The sequence below is a fragment of the Ensifer sp. ENS10 genome (assembly GCF_014852025.1).
Lineage (GTDB): Bacteria > Pseudomonadota > Alphaproteobacteria > Rhizobiales > Rhizobiaceae > Ensifer.
Window position 1 is genome coordinate 78985 of sequence record NZ_JACVAS010000013.1, and the last position, 20177, is coordinate 99161.

The 20177-nt window shown below is 62.1% G+C and carries 16 protein-coding genes; 3 read left to right on the forward strand and 13 right to left on the reverse strand.

Annotated elements, in window-relative coordinates; genetic code table 11:
* Positions 1-635: 635 nt before the first annotated feature.
* Positions 636-1934, forward strand: coding sequence for a S41 family peptidase (locus IB265_RS31505; RefSeq protein ID WP_057249561.1), 1299 nt, complete (start codon positions 636-638; stop codon positions 1932-1934).
* 65 nt (positions 1935-1999) lie between these two features.
* On the opposite strand, the gene IB265_RS31510 is transcribed toward IB265_RS31505, so the two are convergent.
* Positions 2000-2845 carry a class I SAM-dependent methyltransferase gene (locus IB265_RS31510; RefSeq protein WP_057249559.1) on the reverse strand — a complete coding sequence of 282 codons (846 nt, stop codon included), beginning with the start codon at positions 2843-2845 and terminating at the stop codon, positions 2000-2002.
* 205 nt (positions 2846-3050) lie between these two features.
* Between IB265_RS31510 and IB265_RS31515 the strand changes: the two genes are divergently transcribed.
* The gene (locus IB265_RS31515) at positions 3051-4859 is read left to right on the forward strand and encodes an ABC transporter ATP-binding protein/permease (protein ID WP_057249558.1); all 1809 of its coding nucleotides are present in this window, start codon (positions 3051-3053) and stop codon (positions 4857-4859) included.
* A 100-nt stretch (positions 4860-4959) separates the two neighbouring features.
* Here IB265_RS31515 and IB265_RS31520 read toward each other — a convergent pair whose 3' ends face one another.
* A complete protein-coding gene (locus IB265_RS31520) occupies positions 4960-5787 on the reverse strand; it encodes a bifunctional allantoicase/(S)-ureidoglycine aminohydrolase (RefSeq protein ID WP_057249556.1) in 828 nt (275 codons plus the stop codon).
* Positions 5788-5854: 67 nt separating this feature from the next.
* Positions 5855-6541, reverse strand: coding sequence for a GntR family transcriptional regulator (locus tag IB265_RS31525; protein WP_057249554.1), 687 nt, complete (start codon positions 6539-6541; stop codon positions 5855-5857).
* Between the two features lie 302 nt (positions 6542-6843).
* Here IB265_RS31525 and IB265_RS31530 point away from each other — a divergent pair, with 302 nt between their 5' ends.
* The gene (locus IB265_RS31530; protein ID WP_057249553.1) at positions 6844-7578 is read left to right on the forward strand and encodes an aspartate/glutamate racemase family protein; all 735 of its coding nucleotides are present in this window, start codon (positions 6844-6846) and stop codon (positions 7576-7578) included.
* Between the two features lie 71 nt (positions 7579-7649).
* On the opposite strand, the gene IB265_RS31535 is transcribed toward IB265_RS31530, so the two are convergent.
* The 10 genes from IB265_RS31535 to IB265_RS31580 form a co-directional block, all read right to left on the reverse strand.
* Entirely contained in the window at positions 7650-8300 is a 651-nt protein-coding gene (locus tag IB265_RS31535) for a YceH family protein (protein WP_057249551.1), read from the reverse strand.
* A 273-nt stretch (positions 8301-8573) separates the two neighbouring features.
* Positions 8574-9554: an ABC transporter ATP-binding protein gene (locus IB265_RS31540; RefSeq protein ID WP_057249550.1), complete on the reverse strand. Its 981-nt coding sequence runs from the start codon at positions 9552-9554 to the stop codon at positions 8574-8576.
* On the reverse strand, positions 9551-10537 hold the full coding sequence (locus IB265_RS31545) for an ABC transporter ATP-binding protein (protein WP_058320910.1): 987 nt from the start codon (positions 10535-10537) through the stop codon (positions 9551-9553). The genes IB265_RS31540 and IB265_RS31545 overlap by 4 nt, the downstream gene beginning before the upstream one ends.
* Positions 10534-12018, reverse strand: a complete 1485-nt coding sequence (locus IB265_RS31550) for an amidohydrolase family protein (protein WP_057249548.1) — start codon at positions 12016-12018, stop codon at positions 10534-10536. The genes IB265_RS31545 and IB265_RS31550 overlap by 4 nt, the downstream gene beginning before the upstream one ends.
* On the reverse strand, positions 12015-13208 hold the full coding sequence (locus tag IB265_RS31555) for an amidohydrolase family protein (RefSeq protein WP_057249547.1): 1194 nt from the start codon (positions 13206-13208) through the stop codon (positions 12015-12017). The genes IB265_RS31550 and IB265_RS31555 overlap by 4 nt, the downstream gene beginning before the upstream one ends.
* Before the next feature lie 3 nt (positions 13209-13211).
* Positions 13212-14162, reverse strand: coding sequence for an ABC transporter permease (locus IB265_RS31560; RefSeq protein ID WP_057249545.1), 951 nt, complete (start codon positions 14160-14162; stop codon positions 13212-13214).
* 10 nt (positions 14163-14172) lie between these two features.
* Positions 14173-15144 carry an ABC transporter permease gene (locus IB265_RS31565; protein WP_057249543.1) on the reverse strand — a complete coding sequence of 324 codons (972 nt, stop codon included), beginning with the start codon at positions 15142-15144 and terminating at the stop codon, positions 14173-14175.
* A gap of 58 nt (positions 15145-15202) precedes the next feature.
* Complete coding sequence (locus tag IB265_RS31570; protein WP_192495718.1) at positions 15203-16765, reverse strand: ABC transporter substrate-binding protein; 1563 nt, start codon at positions 16763-16765, stop codon at positions 15203-15205.
* Between the two features lie 318 nt (positions 16766-17083).
* Positions 17084-18388: an HlyD family type I secretion periplasmic adaptor subunit gene (locus IB265_RS31575; protein ID WP_057249710.1), complete on the reverse strand. Its 1305-nt coding sequence runs from the start codon at positions 18386-18388 to the stop codon at positions 17084-17086.
* 5 nt (positions 18389-18393) lie between these two features.
* The gene (locus IB265_RS31580; protein WP_192495719.1) at positions 18394-20145 is read right to left on the reverse strand and encodes a type I secretion system permease/ATPase; all 1752 of its coding nucleotides are present in this window, start codon (positions 20143-20145) and stop codon (positions 18394-18396) included.
* Positions 20146-20177 lie beyond the last annotated feature (32 nt).

Consider the following 20177-nt stretch of genomic DNA (forward strand, 5'->3'; position numbering starts at 1 on the left):
GGGGAGGTGGCCCATCCTGTGCGGCTGACTTTCGGCGGAGGTGTCGGGAATTCTTGGAATCAAGCATCGACGACAGCGGCATGCCACCCTCCCGCGTTCAAAGCTGTAATGAAACCCCTATATTCGAATGTTAACAAACTCTAATGCGGAAAGACAAGCCGTAATCTTTCGCAGTCAATAAATCTTCATAATCCGCTAGATTTTTACTTAAACCGGAAAGCATATGACAACTGCGTTACAGAATTTTCATAATAGATCTGTCGCCATTAACGGATTGGTTTGAATGGATTTTATAGCTCCTACGAGCTAATCCGGCCGCCTCTTTTTGATGACCCAAAGTGATCAGAGGCCCGATCTGCTCAGCGCCGCTTCGTCCGCCACATGACCGCCATTCGGGTGTCGATTAATCGCTTCGCGTTTAACGAGCGATAAAATTGCAATCACCAATTGCGCGCGGATAGTCTACGATCGTTGCGATGCCTTGCCTGCCTCCGGGAACTCCGATCTGAAAACGAGCGGAACCAGACAGGGCGGACGGTGTCCGCTGCCGAGATCACGCGATTTTGCAAGCAGGCCGCCTCCCAAGAAGCCGTGTTTGGCCGATAATCGAGCGATCGGAAACCGGAGGACGAGCTATGCGCCCTGGCTTCGCAGGTACGTTGCTGACCATTGCGTTGCTCCTGTCGGAGCCGACTGCTCTTCATGCAGTCGACGTCACGCGTTCGGGCCAGCCTGTGTTTGACCGCGTCGTCGAACTGGTGGATGAGGAATTCTACGACACAACGGCGCTGGCCCGCTTCAACGCCGCTGCTCGGGCACAAATCGACGGGAGGTTGCACTCGATCGCGACCACGAGCTCACCCAGCGACGTCGACGACGCGATCACATCGGTCCTTTCCAGCCTTCGGGTCTCGCATACCGGACGCTACAAGCCCGATACGATCGACTATTTCGAACTCTCCGACATTTTCCGTTTCGCAATCCGGAATGACGTGCGCCGCCTCTTTCCGCCGGATGGCGAGGTCCGCTATCCCGGCATCGGCATGGTGACGGCCGTTGACGGTGATCGTCGCTTCGTTGCCGATGTCTACGATGGATCGCCCGCCGAGAAGGCCGGCCTGCTCGTTGGTGACGAGATCCTGTCGGTTGACGGGCTTCCCTACCGGGAAATCGGCTCTTTCGCCGATAAGGTAGGTAGAAGCGTCGAGATCCGGCTTCGACGCCATCGCGATGCCGCATCGATTTCGGCGAAAGTCCAGGTGGAGCGCTTGCGGCCGCTGCCGATGTTCGAGCGGGCGATCGACAAAAGTCTTGCACTCAGCGAACGCGATGGCCACAAGATCGGTTACGTGCGGATGTGGACGCTCTCAACGCGCAATGGCCTCAATATTGTCGCGGAAGCCCTTGCGACCGGCCGCCTCAAGAACGCCGAGGGTGTTGTCGTTGACTTGCGCGGGCGCTGGGGTGGTGGCCCTGCCGATGCGGCGGAGCTTTTCGTTGGCGACACGCCGTCCTTCCGGTTGGTGCCGCGCCGCGGGGATGCGACACTCGCAAACTTCCGTTGGCGAAAGCCGGTAATCGCGCTGATCGATAAAGGTACGCGTAGCGGCCTGGAGCTCTTCGCCTACGCCCTCAGGCAGAATGCCATCCCGCTGGTCGGTGAACGGACGGCGGGCGCCCTGCTCGCAGGCCGCGCCTATGTCTTGCCGGATGACAGTCTGCTCGAACTCGCGGTTTCCGATGCGGTGATCGACAACGACCTTCGGCTCGAAGCTGTTGGCATCGAGCCGGATATTTCGGTGGCGTCGCCGCTTGCCTATGCGGCAGGAAGGGATCCACAGCGGGAGGCGGCGGTCAACGAGATGGCCAGGATGCTCGCCGCCGGTAAAAATGGCCGGATTTCCGCGCCACTCGACCCAGCGCTGACACGCTAGTCCGCGCAATGTTCATGCCCCAGGCGCGTCACGCCAAAGCCTCGAGCGCAAGCGCGCTCTAGCGGCTAACACGTACCGGCGACGACTGTCGCGGTCGAGCGCAATTCGACTTTGCCCGCCCGGATCGACTGCCGGGCAAGATCCAGAACCTCAGCCTTGATACGCTCCCGCGTTGCAATATCCGCCTGGCCCAATCCCGCCACCACGGGTGCGGCGATTTCGGTCATGAAGGTCCAATAGTCTTCGGGCGTGTCGTGAACCATCGTGGTCGTGACCTCTTCCTCACGGACGTCTCGCAGGCCCGCGTCAGTAAAGACGGCAGTCATCAGGCCCTCGGGCGCACAGCGGAACAGGCCGGGGGCTCCCGCCGGCGGTTTCGGCATTTCCACGTGGCGCGCAATGGTCGACATGATCGTCGTTGCCCAGATGTTCTTGTCAGGCGAGGCCCAGACGGCAGCACAAACACGTGCACCCGGTTTCGCGACCCGCTTCAATTGTTCGGCTGCTGCCGCAACATCAGGGAAAAACATGAAGCCGAACCGGCAAAGAACAGCGTCGAACGTCGCGTCCGCGAAAGGCAATGCACCGGCCTCGCAGATCCTGGTTTCAAAATTCGTCAGACCGCGGTTCCTGGCGTTTTCGCTCGCCACCTGAAGCATGCGCTCGGATAGATCCGTGACGGTGACGCGCCCGTTCGGGATCGAGGCGGCGACGGTCAGTCCCGGCTCGCCTGTCCCAGCAGCGACGTCAAGCACCTGATCGCCGTCTTTGATCGCTGCTTGGCGGATCATCGCCTGGCCGAAGGGGGCAAGCCAGCCGAGAACGAGAGCGTCCCATTTCTTCCAGCCGGCTGAAAAGCGGTCCCAGGTTTCTCTTTGCTGATCGCGGATTTGATCGAGATGCGCGGACATACTGGTTCCTCCCTTGGAGCCGTTTTTCGACCTCGTTTGGCGAAACTATGAACCCGCTTTCGGATGGTACAAATCAATTTTGCGCCGGGATACGAGGGCCTTTGTGACCGCGGTTACATGTGAGCTTAGACAATCCGCTCTAGGGTGAGAGCGTAAGGCACGCTATATTCCAATTAAAGATACCGGGAAGGAGAGATTCGCACCGATGTCGAACCGGACGAACGTCAAGAATAGCGGCCGGATAGAGCCCAGCGACGAACAATCCCTCGGTGATCAATTGCGGATGATGCATCGGGCTTTCATGGCCTCGCCGCTACGCAACAAGATCATTTGGCTCAGCATAACCATCGTCGTTGTCATCGTTGTGACAGCCTTCGGCCAGATCATCCTCAATCGATGGTACAAACCGTTCTACGACACGCTCGAGCGACGCGACCTGCCCGCCTTTCTTCATCAGTTGGTCGTCTTCGCCCAGATCGCTGGCGTGCTTCTCGTCCTCAACGTCCTGCAAACCTGGCTCGGACAGGTCATCAAGCTGCGCCTGCGCGAGGGCCTGACGGAAGATCTCATAACCGAATGGATGCGCCCCTCGCGCGCGTTTCGTCTGGCGAACGCCGGCGCAATCGGCATCAACCCGGATCAACGCATCCATGAGGATGCACGCCACCTGACCGATCTGTCAGCCGGGCTTTCAATCGGGCTTTTCCAATCGGGTATTTTGCTGGTGAGCTTCATCGGCGTGTTGTGGTCGCTGTCCGACGGCTTCGTCTTTCATGTGTCTGGCTACGCCTTCGCCATTCCCGGCTATATGGTCTGGGCCGCCATTCTCTATGCAGGCACGGCCTCGTGGCTAAGCTGGCTGGTCGGCCGTCCGCTGGTGGCGCTGAACGGTGAACACTATGCCCGTGAGGCGGCGCTGCGCTTCTCGCTGATGCGCGTTAACGAGCATATCGAGGCGGTGTCTCTATCTTCAGGCGAGGCCAATGAAAAGAAGCGCTTGCAGCGCGATCTCGCCTCGGTGCTCGAGATCAGCTACGGCCTGTTGCGCGCGGTGACACGCCTGACCTGGGTGACGGGCAGTTATGGTTGGATCACGGTCGTTGCCCCGATCGTCATTGCGGCGCCGGTTTACTTTGCCGGCGACCTGAGCTTCGGCGGGCTGATGATGGCGGTCGGTGCCTTCAACCAGGTGCATGCGTCGTTGCGCTGGTTCGTCGACAACATCGGCGCGATCGCCGACTGGCGTGCCACGCTGCTACGCGTTGCCGCCTTCCGTTCCGCATTGCTGATGACCGACGAAAGGCACGAGGGCGACAAACGTATCGACTTCAAGACGTCGGAAACGTCGCAGATGAGTTTCGACAATATCGAAATCGTCTCGCCGACGGGCTGCATCACGCTGCGGGAGCAGAGCGTGACAATCGATCCGGGCGAACGGGTGCTTGTCACCGGTGCGCCCGAGGTGGAGAAGGCGCCGTTCTTCCGGGCGATCGCTGGCCTTTGGCCCTGGGGTCACGGCCGCATTGCACTGCCGGTCGATGATGGCCTCGCCTTCGTTCCGAAGTCACCTTACTTCCCGCCCGGGACCCTGGGCGAAGTTCTCGCCTATCCAGGTCCAGCCGATAGCTACAGCAAGGGTGAACTTGCATCGGTGCTCTCCAAGGTCGGGCTTGGTCGCCTCAGCGGCCGGCTTGACCAGGATGCGCGAAAGCAGATGAACCTCAGCGAAGCGGAACAGCGCCTTTTGGCGATTGCCCGGCTCAGCTTGCACAAGCCGCGGTGGCTGATCATAGACGAGGCGCTCGACACGCTTGAGGACGACGCCTACCAGCGCGTTCTGAAATTCATGGACGAAGAACTCCAAGGTGTCGCGATCGTCAATATCGGACGCACCGAACGCGGCAATGACTTCTTCACCCGCGTGCTGCACCTCGACAAGAACCCGGCAGGCAATACGCTGCGGCGACTGCAGCCAAGGAGCCTTCAGCCCGCCGATCCGCAATTGGTGGATTGAAGCAAGCGAGCCATTCGGAAGCGCCAGTAACGCATTGAGGAAAATAGAAAACCGCGCATTCGTCGAATGCGCGGTTTTGCCTTACCTAGCGTAAGTTTCCTTAGCGCGCCCGCAGCTTCATATGGCGGTTCACGTCCTTGTAGAGCAGATAGCGGAACTTGCCCGGACCACCGGCGTAGCAGGCCTGCGGGCAGAAGGCGCGAAGCCACATGTAGTCGCCGGCCTCGACCTCGACCCAATCCTGATTGAGCCGGTAGACCGCCTTGCCTTCGAGCACGTAAAGGCCATGCTCCATGACGTGTGTCTCGGCGAAGGGAATGATCGCGCCGGGCTCGAACGTGACGATTGTCATGTGCATGTCGTGGCGCAGGTCCGCCGGATCGACGAAGCGCGTCGTCGCCCACTTGCCGTCGGTGCCAGGCATCGGCGACGGGGTGATTTCGGCTTCATTGGTGAAGATGGCTTCCGGCACAGGCAAGCCATCGACATACTCATAGGCCTTGCGCACCCAATGGAAGCGAACCGGCGCTTCGCTTCCATTGCGAACGCTCCAGTTGCTGGCCGGTGGAATGAAGGCGAAGCCGCCCGGCTGCATCTTGTGCGCCTTGCCGTCGAGCGTAACGGTCAGTTCGCCTTCGACGACGAAGATCGCGCCCTCGGCTCCCTCGTCCAGTTCGGGCTTGTCGCTGCCACCGCCCGGAGCGATTTCCATGATATATTGTGAAAATGTTTCAGCAAAACCGGAGAGCGGACGGGACAATATCCACAGCCGGGTTTTATCCCAGAACGGCAGATAGCTGGTGACGATATCCATCATCGTCCCCTTCGGAATAACGGCATAGGCTTCGGTGAAGACCGCGCGATCCGAAAGGAGTTGGGTTTGCGGCGGGTTGCCGCCATGCGGCGCATAGTAACTACGGTTGGTCATATCTTCCTTCAGTCTGCTGGCAGGCACCGCCTCCTCTTATCAGCGGTGCAATTGGTTCGTTTGAGCGTCAAAGCAAGGCGGTGCGAAGATCGCGGGGCTGATCCTTCTCCTCGTCCAGATCCAGTTCCGCTTCCACATGGTTCAGGTGTTCGGCCATTTCCTTGATCGCGCTCGCGACATCGCGCGCTGCGATGTGTTCGACTACGGCCAGATGTTCGTCCGGCCCGCAATTGTGAAGGTGGTTCGAACGGTACATCGCGGTGATCAAGGATGTACGGGAGACCAGGTCGCGCAGAATGCCGAAGAGAAAGGCCGAGCCCGAGAGTTCCGCGAGCAAAAGGTGAAAACCGCCCGAAAGCCGAACGATATCAGAGAGATTGCCGGATCGGCCGGCAATGCGCTCTTCCTCGATATGGCCTCGCAACCGGACGATATCCTTGGAGTTGGCGCGTTCACACAAGCGCTCGACGACGCGCTGCTCGATGGCCCGGCGGGCAACGAAGACATCGCGCGCCTCATCGACGGAGGGCTCGGAAACGAAGGCGCCGCGGTTCGGCATGATCGTCACCAGGCCGTCGCGCTCCAGCGCGGTCAGTGCCTGTCGGATGCGCGCCCTGCTGACGGAGAATATTTCGGCAAGTTGCTCTTCTTTCAAGCGCGTTCCCGGGCGTAGCCGCCGCTCTGCAATCGCAAGCCAGATCTTCTCGCAAATGATCGCCGTCGGAGCACCGGCGGCTTCGTCCGCGTTGTACATGAAATCTCCCTTAGCCGTTCGCTTACTCTCGCCGTGCGGCGCTCAAAGTCAATTCCATCAGCTGCAGTTAGATATTGACTACAAAATTGTAGACAATATTGTGTACCGCAACTTGATGTGCAATGGCAACTGCTTAAACACGACCGCGCGACCGGCCCGAAGCCGGGGCGCGATGCCACTTGAGAGCCCCGATGGACCTTAATTTCACTGAACTGCCGGACCAGGAGAGGGGCGTGATGCGCACTCTGGACACCACGGCCGACGTCCCCTTCGCAACCGTCCTCCGGAAAACGAGCTGATCCATGCGTCTCCTGCTCATCAACCCGAATTCCACTCGCTCCATGACCGAACAGGCGCATCGCAGTGCGGAGCGCGTCGCAGCACCTCATACCTTACTGGAGTCCATTAACCCTACGTCAAGCCCGGCCAGCATTGAAGGGCATGCCGACGAAGCCATGGCCGTACCGGCGATGCTCGCAGAGATTCGTAAGGGCGAGATGCGCGGCGTCGACGCCTATGTCATCGCCTGCTTCGATGACCCGGGCCTTGGTGCTGCGCGTGAGATCGCACGTGGTCCGGTGATCGGCATCTGTCAGGCGGCCGTGCAAGTGGCGATGAACATCGCGACCCGCTTTACGATCATCACCACCCTGCCCCGTTCCGTGCCGATCATCGAGGATCTGGCTGACGCCTATGGTGCCGGTCATCGCTGCCGCAAGGTCCGTTCGGTGGACATGCCGGTGCTGGCGCTGGAAGAGGACCTCGCCCATACCGAGGAGATGCTGGTGCAGGAGATCCTCAAGGCGCGGCAGGAAGATGGTGCTGAAGCAATCATTCTCGGCTGCGCTGGCATGTCAGAGCTCTGCGACCGCCTGAAGGCGCGCACCGGCATGCCTGTCATCGACGGCGTGACCGCTGCGGTGAAGCTAGCCGAAGCGCTGGTCGGCGGCGGCTATGCCACCTCAAAGGTCGGCGCCTATGACTATCCCCGTGCCAAGGAAAACCCGGCCTGCAGGCTGGCTGACGTCGCCGGCTAAATCTTAAGCCTTTACGGGCCACCGGGCGGCACCCCGTCCGGTAGCGCTCGCGCTGGTGCCGATTGGCTAGATCAGCGCATCAAGGCGTCAAGCTGCTCCTGCAGCGTCGCCACCTTCTGCTCGAGCGCTTCCAGTCGTTCTTCGAGGGCGGATAGCGCCGAGCCACTCGGAGCCGAAGACACCACAGCCCTCTCGGCAGCCGGCTGCTCGACTTCACCGCACAGCAGATGCGCGAAGCGGTCCTCGCGCTGACCGGCGCCTCGGTTCAATTGAACGATCAGTGGCGGCCGGCGGCCCATCATCAGATCGAGATTGTCCTTCAGCTCCTCGATCGAGGAGAACCGCGCCATGCGCTCGCTGCGTGCCCAGAGCTCGTAAGCGGTCTGCGGACCGCGAAGAAGCAGAAGACCCAGCATGACGATCTGCGGCGAGGTCAGCGAGAAGCGGTTGGCTACCAGGTGCTCGTAGCGCTCGACCCTGGACGCAAACGCCTGGCGGACCAACCCCTTCTGCGCCAGCGACGAGAGCGCGCGGTGGACGTCAACCTGTTCGACCGCCATGACGGGATCGCGGGCCGTCTTCTGGTTGGCGGCTGCATGCGCCGAATTGAGCGTCAGCGGGTAGACGTCGGGCGTCGTTTCCTTCTTCTCGATCAGGCAGCCGAGAATGCGGGCTTCAACGGCATTGAGGATGGGGAAATCGGTGTCGGAGGTCGTGTTCATAAGCCAACTCTTCAAATCAACGCATTCGATCCCAACCGAGCCCCCCAAGCGGAGTGCAGCCCGGCTTTCGGCCCCTACCCTAACGTGAGTGTCGAAGCCCGGAAATGGTCATCGGTCTATTTCGTTGAATTCCGGTTAGCACCGTAGCATTCGCCTGACGACAGGGATACGAAACACGGTCGTCCGCAATTCGGGTCGCCTGAACATCGGCCGAAAAAAGAGGCTCCGCGACTGACACGACACGGAGCCCAAGGCTTCAGGGAACTCGATGTGTCAGGCCGCGTGGATCGCCTTCGCCGTCTCTTCGATGCGGTGGCAGGCGGCACGCGAACCGTCGGCGAAGTTGCGCATTTCCGGCCGTTCGCTCTTGCAGCGCTGGTCCGCAAAGGGGCAGCGTGGATGGAACGTGCAGCCGGACGGCGGATTGAGCGGGCTCGGCACCTCGCTGGCAGCGATACTGCGCCCACGCTTCGGATGGGTAATGTCCGGGATCGTCTCAAGCAGCAGTTGCGTGTAGGGATGCCGTGGATTGGCGAAGAGCGTTTCGGTGTCCGCCTCTTCGACGATGCGCCCGAGATACATCACCGCGATACGGTCCGACATGTGGCGCACCACGCTCATGTCGTGGCTGATGAAGAGATAGGTCAGCCCCATCTCGTCCTGCAGTTTGCGCATGAGGTTCAGGATCTGGGCCTGGACCGACACGTCAAGGGCCGAGGTCGGCTCGTCGCAAACGAGGAACTCCGGCTCGCCGGCAAGCGCCCGTGCGATCGATATGCGTTGGCGCTGGCCGCCGGAGAATTCATGCGGAAACTTGGTTCCGTCCGAAGGCGCGAGGCCGACGATCGTCAGCAGTTCGCCGACACGCTCCATGATCTCCGCTTCCGAATTGCGAAGCTTCAGCTCGCGCAGCGGCTCGGCGATGATGTTGCGCACGCGCCAGCGCGGATTGAGGCTGGCATAGGGATCCTGGAAGATCATCTGCGCCGAAAGCGGTTGCCCGTTCTTGCCGGGCGCAAACCGTACCTCGCCTTCGCTCGCCCGGTAGAGACCGGTGACGAGCCGCGCGACCGTCGACTTGCCGCAGCCGGATTCGCCGACGAGGCTGAGGCAGCCGCCCATCGGCACCCTGAAACTGATGTCGTCCACCGCCCGCACGAACTGCTGCGGCTTGCGCTCGATCACCCGGTTGAGCCAGGGCGCGGAAACATCGAAATTGCAGGTCAGGTCGTTGACCGTCAGGGCATCACTCATAGAACTCCTCCTGCATTGAGCCAGCAAGCAGCAACGCCGCTGCCGACCGGGGCCGGCTCGGGACGATCCTTGCGGCAGCGCGGCCCCGCCTCAGGGCAACGCGGGTTGAAGGCGCAGCCGGTCGGGATTGCGTTCAGCCGCGGCATCGAACCGTCGATCTGGTTCAGGCGCTCGACGCGACGGCCGAGTGCCGGGATCGAGCCCATCAGACCGCGGGTATAGGGATGACGCGCATTCTTCAGCACGTCGCCGACCGGACCGATCTCAACCAGCCGTCCGGCATACATGACCGCGACACGGTCGGCGGTCTCTGCGATGACGCCCATGTCGTGGGTGACCAGCATGACCGCGGTTCCATGATCGTCGCAAAGACGGCGGAGCAGCGAGGTGATCTGCGCCTGGATCGAGACGTCGAGTGCCGTCGTAGGCTCGTCTGCAATGATCAGCTTCGGCTCGGCGGCGAGCGCGAGCGCAATGACGACGCGCTGGCGCATGCCGCCCGAGAACTGATGCGGATAGTGGTCGTAGCGCGCTTCAGGCGCCGGAATGCCGACCTCCTTCAGAAGCTGGATGGCGCGCGCCTTGGCGTCGGCCTTGGAGAGCTTCAGATGGAGGCGGATTGTTTCGACGAGCTGCGCGCCGATGGTGAAGAGCGGGTTGAGCGAGGTCAGCGGATCCTGGAAGATCGCGCCGATCTGGCGGCCACGCACGTTCTGCATCTCCTTGTCGCCGAGCTGGTCGATGCGGCGGCCGGCGAGCCAGACCTCTCCGCCGGAGATACGGCCGGGCGGCTCCAGCAGTCCCTGGACCGCAAGGCCGGTCATCGACTTGCCGGCGCCGGATTCGCCGACGACGCCGAGGATCTCGCCCGGGCGAATGCTGAGCGAAACGTCTGAGAGTGCCGAAACCGTGCCATGGCGCCCGGGGAATTCGACGCAGAGGCCGCGAACGTCAAGCACGGCCGATGAAGCAGTTTCCGTCATCGCGGCACCTCCAGAGGGTAGCTCGGCGGGAAGATCTCGCTGACCGGCGGGTGACCCCAGCTTCTTTCGGGATATTTGGCGATCAGACCATCGAACTGCGCCTGCGCCTTTGCGCGCGCCTCGTTCATATCGAAGCCTGCCACTTCGCCGTCACGCATCGACAGACGGCCATCGACGAAGACCGCCTTGGTGACGCGTCCCGAACCGCCGACCACCAGCGTGGTGATCGGATCGACCGCCGGTGCCATGTGGTGGTCCATGAGATCGAAGACCGCGATGTCGGCCCGAGCACCCGCTTCCAGGCGGCCGAGATCCGACCGGCCGAGGGCCTTGGCGCCGCCAAGTGTCGCGGCGTCGAAGAGATCGGCACAGCTGACGGCGCCCGGATCGTTTTCGACCACGCGGCAGGTGATCAGGCCGACCAGAAGGTTCATCAGCATGTCCGGCGGTGTCGTGTCGGTGCCCATGGCGATGTTGACGCCGCGGGCCTTGACGGAGCGGAACGAATTCAGCGTGCTGCCGCCGCGAGCCGAAACCAGCGGGCAATGGACGATGCTGACGCCGTTTTCGGCATAAAGACGCAGATCGTTATCGGTCGCCTGAGTAGCATGCGGCGCAATCAGCCGGTCGCTGAGGAAGCCGAAGCTTGCCAACCACTCCGGCGCCGTCTTGTCGTGCAAGCGGCGAACGGTATCGACTTCCATGGTGCCCTGCGCCGCATGCAGGCGGATCGGACAATCAAGGTCGCGCGCCGCGTCGGCAGTGCGGATCAGAAGCTTCTCGGTGCAGGTTTCCACCCGGTCCGGAGCCAGCAGCCCCTTGACCAGGCCACCGTGACGCCCTTCGTGCTCGCGGATGAAGCCGATGGCATCCTCGAGGCCCTTCAGGCCCCTTGCTTCGTCGAAGATCGCTTCGAGCTGGCCCGGCGCCGTCACCATCATGCCGCCGGCGCGATAGGCCGGGCTCAGATAGACGCGCAAACCCAGATCGCCGGCCGCGTCGGAAGCGGCGGCGAACTCCGCGACGGTCTCGCCCCACTCGCGGTAGAAGAGCGAGGCGATCGGGGCTGCCGTGGTGATGCCGTTCAGGAGAAGCTGAGCGAAGGCAAAGCGCTTCTGGAACGCCAGTTCCTCCTGCGTGTACATCTCATAGGGCCCGCGCTCGATATAGGAGCGCGGCCAGACGCGACCCTTGGCCCAACCGGGCTGATGGTCGATCGAAAGGATCGTCGTGTCGAGATCCGAAAGTGCATCGAGGTCGATCAGGCCGGGGCTGATCATCGCGGCCCCGAGATCGATCCGCCGAGCTACGTCGCCTTCGAAGTGTGGCCCGACATAGAGCAGCGTGCCGCCTTCAATGACGACCTCACCGTTCGGGATCAGCCGGTGCGAACCGTCCCGGTGACCGAGCACCCATTGCGCCGTCAGAAGCGTGCGTCCCTCGGGACGTTGGCCAAGTGTCAAATCCTTGATGGTGTTCATGGGATTGCTACCTCCGCAATACCGTTTCGAGCGACGACACGTCCGCGCTTGACGACCAGCGGCCGCGGCGCGACGTCGACGACGGCATGGGCCAGCGTCTCGCCGGTGAGCAGGGTGAAATCGGCGTCGCAGCCGACGTCCAGGCCGTATCCCCTAATGTCCATGACCTCGGCGCCCCCCTTGGAGCAGACATGCAGCGCATGTTCGAGATCGACGTCACGGCGCAGGCCATTCTTCATGCCGAGGATGCGGGCGCGGTCCATCATGTCGGGCTGTCCCCACGGACCCCAGGTATCGCGGATGCCGTCGCAGCCGGCCGCGACCTTGACGCCGGCGTCCTTCAAACGGAGGATCGACGGCACGGTCGAAGACGGTGAGCCGGTCGTGACGATACGGATATCGAGCTCGGCAATCTGTTCGATCAGGCCGGCGACGCGCAGGTAATCCGGTGCTCCGAGCGCGAAGGCGTGACTGATCGCCACCTTGCCCTGCATGCCGAGCGCGCGGATGCGCTCGAACATCATCTCCATGCTGAAGGCACCGAGTTCGCCCTGCTCGTGCAGATGAATATCGATTGGCTTTGCATGTTTGTCGGCAAGGCCGAAGATCGCGTCGAGGTGTCCCTTCGGGTCCCAGTCGATGCCGCAGGGATCAATGCCGCCAAGGACTTCCGCGCCATTGCTCAGAGCCTGGTCGAGGAGCTCGACCGTGCCCGGACGAGTGACAAGGCCCGACTGCGGGAAGGCGACGATCTCGATGTCGATGATGCCCTCAAGCGCCTTGCGGGTCTCGACGATGCCTTCCATCAGCCTAAGCCCATGGGTCGTGTCGATGTCGACGTGGCTGCGGATGTGGCTTGCGCCGTTGGCCGCGAGCATGATTGCCTGACGCATGGACTGGCGGTGCGGCTCGATGCCGATTTCGAGCCGCTGCTCGCGCTCGAAGTCGATGCGTTCGCGCAAGCTCGCAGACTTGGCATTGACATGCCAGGGCATGCCCCAGACCGACTTGTCGAGATGCGTATGGGCTTCGACGAGACCAGAGATCACGATATGGCCGTTGCCGTCCTCGGTTGCTACGCCTTCAGCGGAAAGACCTTTGCCGAAGGCCGCGATCTTGCCGTCGCGCACGAGGATATCGGTCGCTTCGCCGGCGTTGGGCCTGACGTTACGGATCAGGAGATTGGACATTATTCACCTCAATTTCGGATTGAGCGCATCGCGCAGCCAGTCACCGAGCAGGTTGACGGAGACCACGAGAAGGCAAAGCTGGACGACGGGGAAGAGCACGACCCACCATACGCCCGAAAACAGGAACTGGTTGCCGAGGCGGATGAGCGTTCCAAGGCTCGGCTGGCTCGGCGGCATGCCGATGCCGAGGAAGGAAAGCGTCGCCTCCGTCAGGATCGCCATGCCGAAGTTCAAGGTCGCCGCGACCAGGATCGGCGTCAGCGTGTTCGGCAGGATGTGCTTCAGCATGATGCGCCGCGCCGGCGTTTTCAAAAGACGCGCGGCCTGGACATACTCCTTGCCGCGCTCGACGATCGTCTGGGCACGGACGGTACGGGCATATTGCACCCAGGCGCTGAGCGTAATCGCCAGCACCAGCACGGCGGCAGAACCGACGTCCCTGAGTTCCGGCGGCAGCATCTGGCGCGCGACGGCGCTGACGAGGATCGCGATCAGGATCGTCGGGATCGAGAGGAGCACATCGCCGATGCGCATCAGCAGATTGTCGATGAAGCGCCCGAAATAGCCGGCGACGAGCCCGAGGCTCAAACCCACGGCCAATGAAAGGACGACCGAGGCGACGCCGATCAGGATCGAGATGCGCGAGCCATAGAGAATGGCCGAAAGCATGTCGCGGCCTTGGGTGTCCGTGCCGAGCACGTAAGGCCATTGGCCGTCGGCCTCCCAGATTGGCGGCAACTCGGAATTCCAGAGCTCGAGCTGGGCCGGATCGAACGGGTTCTGGGGCGCAATCAGCGGCGCGGAAAAGGCGGTCACGATCAGGAAGGTGAGGATGACCGCGCCGATGATCGCCGACGGCTTGTGGGTGAAGGACCACCAGAGGTCGCTTTGGCGCCAGCGGGCAAGCCGCGAGGGCCGGCGTGGCGGTGTGGTTTGCTGGACGTGATCTGTCATGGCAGCGACCTCAGCGGGTGGCATCGCGCAACCGCGGATCGATGACCGCATAGGCGATATCGACGAGCGTATTGAGCGTGACGAAGATGAAGGAGACGATGCAGAGATACCCCGCCATGACAGGCATATCGAGGAAGGTCACCGCCTGAATGAACAGCATGCCCATGCCCGGCCACTGGAACACGGTTTCGGTGATCAGCGCGAATGCGATCAGCGAGCCGAAGTTCATCGCCGTCATGGTGACGACAGGCATCAGACAGTTGCGGAGCGCGTGGCGGAAATAGATCCGCCAGCGCGGCACGCCGCGGGCACGTGCGAATTTGACGAAGTCCGAGCGCAGCACTTCCATCATCTCGGCGCGGACAAGGCGCATGACCAGAGTGATCTGGTAAAGCGCGAGCGCAAGGGACGGCAGAAGCAGGGACGCGCGACCCGAAGCCGTCAGCAAACCGGTGCTCCACCAGCCAAGCTGAACCACGTCGCCGCGGCCGAAAGCGGGCACGAGGCCAAGCGTTACGGCAAAGACAAGGATCAAAAGGATGCCGACGACGAAGCTCGGCAACGAGACGCCGATGATACTGACGAATTGAAGCCCCTCCGAGTACCATCGCCCGCGATGGATCGCAGTGATGACGCCAAGCGGAATACCGATCAAGAGCGACAGGACGGTTGCGACCAGCGCCAACTCCATCGTCGCCGGGAAGCGTTCGGCAATCAGCTTCATGACGTCCTGGCCGTTGCGGTAGCTGATGCCGAAATCGCCCTGTGCAGCGTTGACGACGAACCGTCCGAACTGGGTCACGAACGAATCGTTGAGCCCGAGCTTTTCGCGCAGCTCGATGCGGTCGGCCTGCGACATCTGCTCGTTGGCCATCAACTCCACCGGATCGCCGGCGAAGCGGAAGATCAGGAAGGCGAGCAGCGCAACGGCGAGCATGACCAGCACGGCATTGGCCAGTCGCTTGATGAGAAAGACAATCATTGGGTTTCTCGCTGAATGAGAAAGCCCGGCAGAGCGAACTCTGCCGGGGCAAGGAAACTCAATCGCCGATGCGCGTCAGCCAGTGGCGCGGCTTGTTGTCGGCGCGAATGGTGACGTCCGTGACGTTCTTGGACATCGCCCAGGCCATCGGCTGCTGGTGCAGCGGGATCATGATGACCTCGTCCTTGGCGAACTTCAGCGCCTCGGTTTCGATCGCCAGACGCTTGTCGTGATCCATCTCGACCGCGGCCTTCTTCACCATGGCGTCGAGTTCCGGATAGGACCAGCCGCCGTAGTTGGCGACGCCGGCGGCACCTTCGCGGGTCGAGAGAACCTGAACCAGGATCGAATAGGCATCGAGGGTTGGCTCGTTGGCCCAGCCGATCATGTAGGCGTCGGACTTGCCGCCGGCGCGCTTCGGCGCCTGAACCGCACGCGGGCCGATGTCGAGGGTCGGCTTGAGACCGACGCGCGACAGCATCGAAACGAGCGCGCTGCAGACGTCTTCCTCGTTGACGCTCTCGTCGTTCATGCAGACGAACGTGAACTCCTTGCCGACGGCGCCCGCTTCTTCGAGCAGCTTCTTGGAGAGTTCCGGATCGTAAGCGGTCGGCACGTCGAGCTCGGCGCTGTAGCCGGGGATCTCAGGCGCGACCATGGTGCCGGCGACATGCGACTTGCCGCGCATCACGCGCTTGAAGATGAGCTGGCGGTCGATCGCATGGTCGATCGCCTGGCGTACCTTGATGTTGTTGAAGAAGTTTTCGCGACCGTCGGCGAAGGTCTCGTGGCGGTTGAAGACCATGTGCACGGTGCGCAGGTCGGTGCGCTCGACGACCTTGATGTCCGGCGAGCTCTTGAGGCGCTCCAGATCCTGTACCGGGGCACCATCGGTGAGGTCGATCTCGCCCGAAAGCAGGGCCGCGACCCGGGTGGCGGCCGAGGTGATCGGCATGAATTCGATGCGGTCGAGATTGTGCTTCGGCGTATCCCACCAGCCATCGTTCTTGATGAGAACGGTCTTGCTGTCGGGAACGCGGGACTCGACCTTGAACGGGCCGGTACCGTTGGTGTTGTAGGTGGCGTAGCCTTCGACCTTGGCGCCGACGTCGGTCGGCAGCTCGGACTTGTTGTCGACCAGCCAGTCCTTGTCGAACATGAAGATGTTGGTCATGTCGTTGAGGAACAGCGGGTTCAGCGAATTCACTTCGATGTCGACCGTGTAGTCGTCGACCTTGGTGGTCGAGACATAGGCCGGAATGTTGCCGCGCAGCGGCGAGGTCGGGTGGCTGACGCGGGCCATGGAGGCAACGACGTCGTCGGCGGTGAAATCGGCACCGTTCTGGAACTTCACACCCTTGCGCAGATGGAAGCGCCAGACCTTGTCCTTCACCATCTCCCAGCTCGTGGCGAGCGCCGCCTCGACCTTGAACTCCGGCGTATAGCGCGTCAGGCCCTCATAGACGTGGTTGAGGAAGGCCAGGTTCGAGGGGCTCCCGTAGGAATAGGGGTCGAGCGAGAAGATATCCCGCGGGCTTCCCCAGCGCAGCGTTTCGGCGGATGCCGAGGATGCGAGGACGGTAAATGCCAACCCCGCGAGGAGATGCTTTCTCAGTTTCATGTCGTTCCCTCTGTTTTCTCGTCAGTCGCCCTATGCCGGCGCTCTCGCCCACTCGTGAGCAAGCCACCCTAGATTTGAAGCTGTTGGCGACAATGTCAACTATTTTGTCGACAATTTTGTATGCATAAATGTTTAAAGTGGCATACGATGTAAAAAGTGGGGGGTCGCTTCCCGAACAAACAGCTTGAAAGACAGTGGTCGAGCAGCAACTATGAGGCGAATAAAATCTGTCGGAACGCCTGAAACGGGACGCCCGCCGATATCTTTCGATACCGACGGGCGAATGCGATTTGTCAGATTACTCGGTGCTTGGGCGCGTCAGCTCTCGCGGAACGCGCGGTTGACCTGATCCATCAGGGGCTTGACGAAATAGGAGGCAACGCTGCGCGCACCGGTGGTAATGAATGTCTCGACCGGCATGCCTGGCATTAGCGACACATTGCCAAGCCTTTGGATCTCCTCGGGCGAGATCGCGACGCGCGCGACGTAGTAGCTGGCGCCGGTCCGCTGGTCGACGGTGACGTCGGCGGAGACACGCTCCACAGCACCGTTGATCTCCGGCGTCGTCTTCTGGCTGAAGGCGGAAAAGCGCAGGATGGCGCGCTGGCCCGAATAGATCTGGTCGATATCCTGCGGCGCGACCTTGGCCTCCACCACCAATTTGCCGATGTCAGGAACGATCATCATGATCTGTTCGCCAGGCGCGACGACGCCACCCACCGTGTGGACGGCAAGTTGATGCACGATCCCGTTCTGCGGCGCCACGATATCGACCCGTTTCAACTGGTCTTCGGCCGCCACCTTGCGCTCGACATATTCCCCGATGCGGGCATCCATTTCGCGCAGATCGCTGCCGACTTCTTCCGCCCATTGCTCGTCCACCTGAATGATCTGCAGCGCCGTCTCGGCGATCTTTTCGTGAACGCCGGCGATCCCCGCGGTGAGGCGGCCGATCTCTCCGTCAATGTCGGTTGCCTGACGCTCGAGCGTGCTGATCCGGCTTTTCTCCATTAGGCCCATGTCATGCAGGAAGACGTAGCGGTCGAGTTCGTCCTTGATCAACACCCGCTCCCGCTCGCTTGCCGCGCGCTCCGCCTCCATACCGCGGATTTCGTCGTTCAGCTGCTGCACACGCCGTTCGAGTTGGCGCTTCTTGCTGTCGCGAACGTCGCGCCGGTTTTGATAAAGCTGTTCCTCCGCGTGCATCATAGCTGCGATCTCCGGCTCATTGCCGCGTGCAAGCAGGGTCTCGGGAAAAGCCACGCGTTCACGACGGTCGCGCTCGCCTTCGAGCCTTGCCTTTCGCGCCGCGAACTGGTCGAGACTTTTCAGGATGATCGCAAGATTGGCTTTCGTCATCGTCGCATCGAGACGCATGACCACGTCGCCGGCCCGAACCCGATCGCCGTCACGAACCATCAGCTCGCTGACGACGCCGCCCATCGGGTGCTGTACCTTCTTCAGGCTGCTTTCGACAACAACCGAACCCTGCGCAATCACGGCGCCAACGATTTCAGTTCCGATGGCCCAGCCGCCGAAAAGCCCAACGAGCGTGGCAAAGCCGAGCGCGCCGACGATCAAATGCGTGCGGATCGAGCGCCGCAGTGTCTGCCAATCGTCCATGTCCATCATGCCTTTGCTGCTTCTACTGTTTGCACGACCTTGAGCGCACCTGGATTGCCCGGCGCCTGCCTCAAGACCTTCGAGAGAACCTCATCTTTCGGACCGAAGGCCTGCTGTTTGCCGGCGGCCAGCATCAGCACCTTGTCGACCGCAATCAGCGCGCTCGGGCGATGGGCGATGACGATGGCGATGCCGCCGCGCTCCCGGATGCCGAGGATTGCCGCGGTCAGCGCCTCCTCCCCTTCGGAATCGAGATTGGAGTTCGGCTCGTCGAGAATGACAAGGAACGGATCGCGATAGAGCGCCCGCGCCAGCGCGATGCGCTGTTTCTGGCCGGCGGAAAGCGCGCGGCCATTTTCGCCGACTTCCGTCGAATACCCGTCCGGAAGGCTGACGATCAGGTCGTGAACTCGCGCCGCACGCGCAGCCGCGATCACATCGTCGGCTTGAGCGTCGGGCTCGAAGGAAGCAATGTTCTCCGCGATCGTGCCGTCAAGCAGCTCGATCGCCTGCGGCATGTAGCCGATGTGTCGCGCGAGCGCTGCCGCCGGCCATTGGTCGGGCGTGGCGCTATCGAGACGGATCGCGCCGCGGGCCGGCTTCCAGATGCCAACGAGAATGCGCGCCAGCGAACTCTTGCCCGAACCACTGGCGCCGATGACACCGAGGCCGGTACCGGCTTCCAGCGAGAACACGATGTCCTGAAGTACGGATTCACTGGTTTCCGGGGGAACCGCCGTGATGCGCTCGACCGAAAGCATCGCCTTCGGCGCGGGCAAATCCATGCGGCCCTGCATCTCCGGCAGAAGCGACAGCGTCTTCTGCAGACGCACCCGGCTCTGGCGGGCGGCGATGAAGCCTTTCCAGTTGGCGATAGCGAGGTCGACGGGCGCCAGCGCCCGCGCCGAGAGTATCGAGCCAGCGATGATGATGCCGGGGGTCGCCTGCTGGTTGATCACCAGCCAGGCGCCGACGGCGAGAATGCCGGACTGGAGCAGCATGCGCAGCACCTTGCTGAGAACGCTGAAACCGGAGGCGATATCGCTTGCTCGGCGTTGCTCGCGGGTAAAGGCGCGGTTCTCATCCTGCCAGCGGCGACGCAGATGCGGCCCCATCCCGAGAACCGAAATGACATCGGCATTGCGCCGCGCGCTTTCGGCCATGCGGCTGCGCTTGGAAGAATGCCTGGCGGCTTCCTCGACGGGTCGTTTGGAGACAAGCTCGGTCAGCAGCGTGATGGCTGCAAGCACGATTGCGCCGCCGAGTGCCGTGACCCCGAGCCAGAAATGGAAGGCGAAGCAGATGGCAATGTAGAAGGGCAGCCAGGGCAGATCGAAGAGCGCGGTCGGGCCACTTCCGGAGAGGAACGAGCGGATGGCGTCGAGATCGCGAAGGGGCTGGGCGTAGCGGGCGCTCATCGGCGCTTGAAGCTGCAGGCCGAGGATCGCATCGTAGACGCGTGGCGAAATTGCCAGATCGAGTCGATGGGCAATGCGCACCAGGAGACGCCCGCGTAGGGCGTCGAACAGCCCTTGGAAGCCATAGAGGACCGCGACGATGGCAAGCAGCGCCGCAAGTGTCGGCAGGCTGCGGCTCGGCAGCACTCGGTCATAGACCTCCATCATGAACAGGGAGCCCGTGAGATAGAGGATGTTGACGACGGCGCTAAGCAGGCCGATGCCGACGAAGGCGTTCATGCATCCGGCAAAGACGCCTTTGAATTGATTGGCACTTTTGGTCGAGGAGATATCGCGCATGGTCCGTGGTCCGTTGAGATCGCGGCGGTAGC

What these genes read in the sequence shown, in the direction of transcription:
- IB265_RS31505 (WP_057249561.1), top strand. Translation starts at nt 636, where the DNA reads ATGCGCCCTGGCTTCGCAGGTACGTTGCTGACCATTGCGTTGCTCCTG.
- IB265_RS31510 (WP_057249559.1), bottom strand. Translation starts at nt 2,845, where the DNA reads ATGTCCGCGCATCTCGATCAAATCCGCGATCAGCAAAGAGAAACCTGG.
- IB265_RS31515 (WP_057249558.1), top strand. Translation starts at nt 3,051, where the DNA reads ATGTCGAACCGGACGAACGTCAAGAATAGCGGCCGGATAGAGCCCAGC.
- IB265_RS31520 (WP_057249556.1), bottom strand. Translation starts at nt 5,787, where the DNA reads ATGACCAACCGTAGTTACTATGCGCCGCATGGCGGCAACCCGCCGCAA.
- IB265_RS31525 (WP_057249554.1), bottom strand. Translation starts at nt 6,541, where the DNA reads ATGTACAACGCGGACGAAGCCGCCGGTGCTCCGACGGCGATCATTTGC.
- IB265_RS31530 (WP_057249553.1), top strand. Translation starts at nt 6,844, where the DNA reads ATGCGTCTCCTGCTCATCAACCCGAATTCCACTCGCTCCATGACCGAA.
- IB265_RS31535 (WP_057249551.1), bottom strand. Translation starts at nt 8,300, where the DNA reads ATGAACACGACCTCCGACACCGATTTCCCCATCCTCAATGCCGTTGAA.
- IB265_RS31540 (WP_057249550.1), bottom strand. Translation starts at nt 9,554, where the DNA reads ATGAGTGATGCCCTGACGGTCAACGACCTGACCTGCAATTTCGATGTT.
- IB265_RS31545 (WP_058320910.1), bottom strand. Translation starts at nt 10,537, where the DNA reads ATGACGGAAACTGCTTCATCGGCCGTGCTTGACGTTCGCGGCCTCTGC.
- IB265_RS31550 (WP_057249548.1), bottom strand. Translation starts at nt 12,018, where the DNA reads ATGAACACCATCAAGGATTTGACACTTGGCCAACGTCCCGAGGGACGC.
- IB265_RS31555 (WP_057249547.1), bottom strand. Translation starts at nt 13,208, where the DNA reads ATGTCCAATCTCCTGATCCGTAACGTCAGGCCCAACGCCGGCGAAGCG.
- IB265_RS31560 (WP_057249545.1), bottom strand. Translation starts at nt 14,162, where the DNA reads ATGACAGATCACGTCCAGCAAACCACACCGCCACGCCGGCCCTCGCGG.
- IB265_RS31565 (WP_057249543.1), bottom strand. Translation starts at nt 15,144, where the DNA reads ATGATTGTCTTTCTCATCAAGCGACTGGCCAATGCCGTGCTGGTCATG.
- IB265_RS31570 (WP_192495718.1), bottom strand. Translation starts at nt 16,765, where the DNA reads ATGAAACTGAGAAAGCATCTCCTCGCGGGGTTGGCATTTACCGTCCTC.
- IB265_RS31575 (WP_057249710.1), bottom strand. Translation starts at nt 18,388, where the DNA reads ATGGACGATTGGCAGACACTGCGGCGCTCGATCCGCACGCATTTGATC.
- IB265_RS31580 (WP_192495719.1), bottom strand. Translation starts at nt 20,145, where the DNA reads ATGCGCGATATCTCCTCGACCAAAAGTGCCAATCAATTCAAAGGCGTC.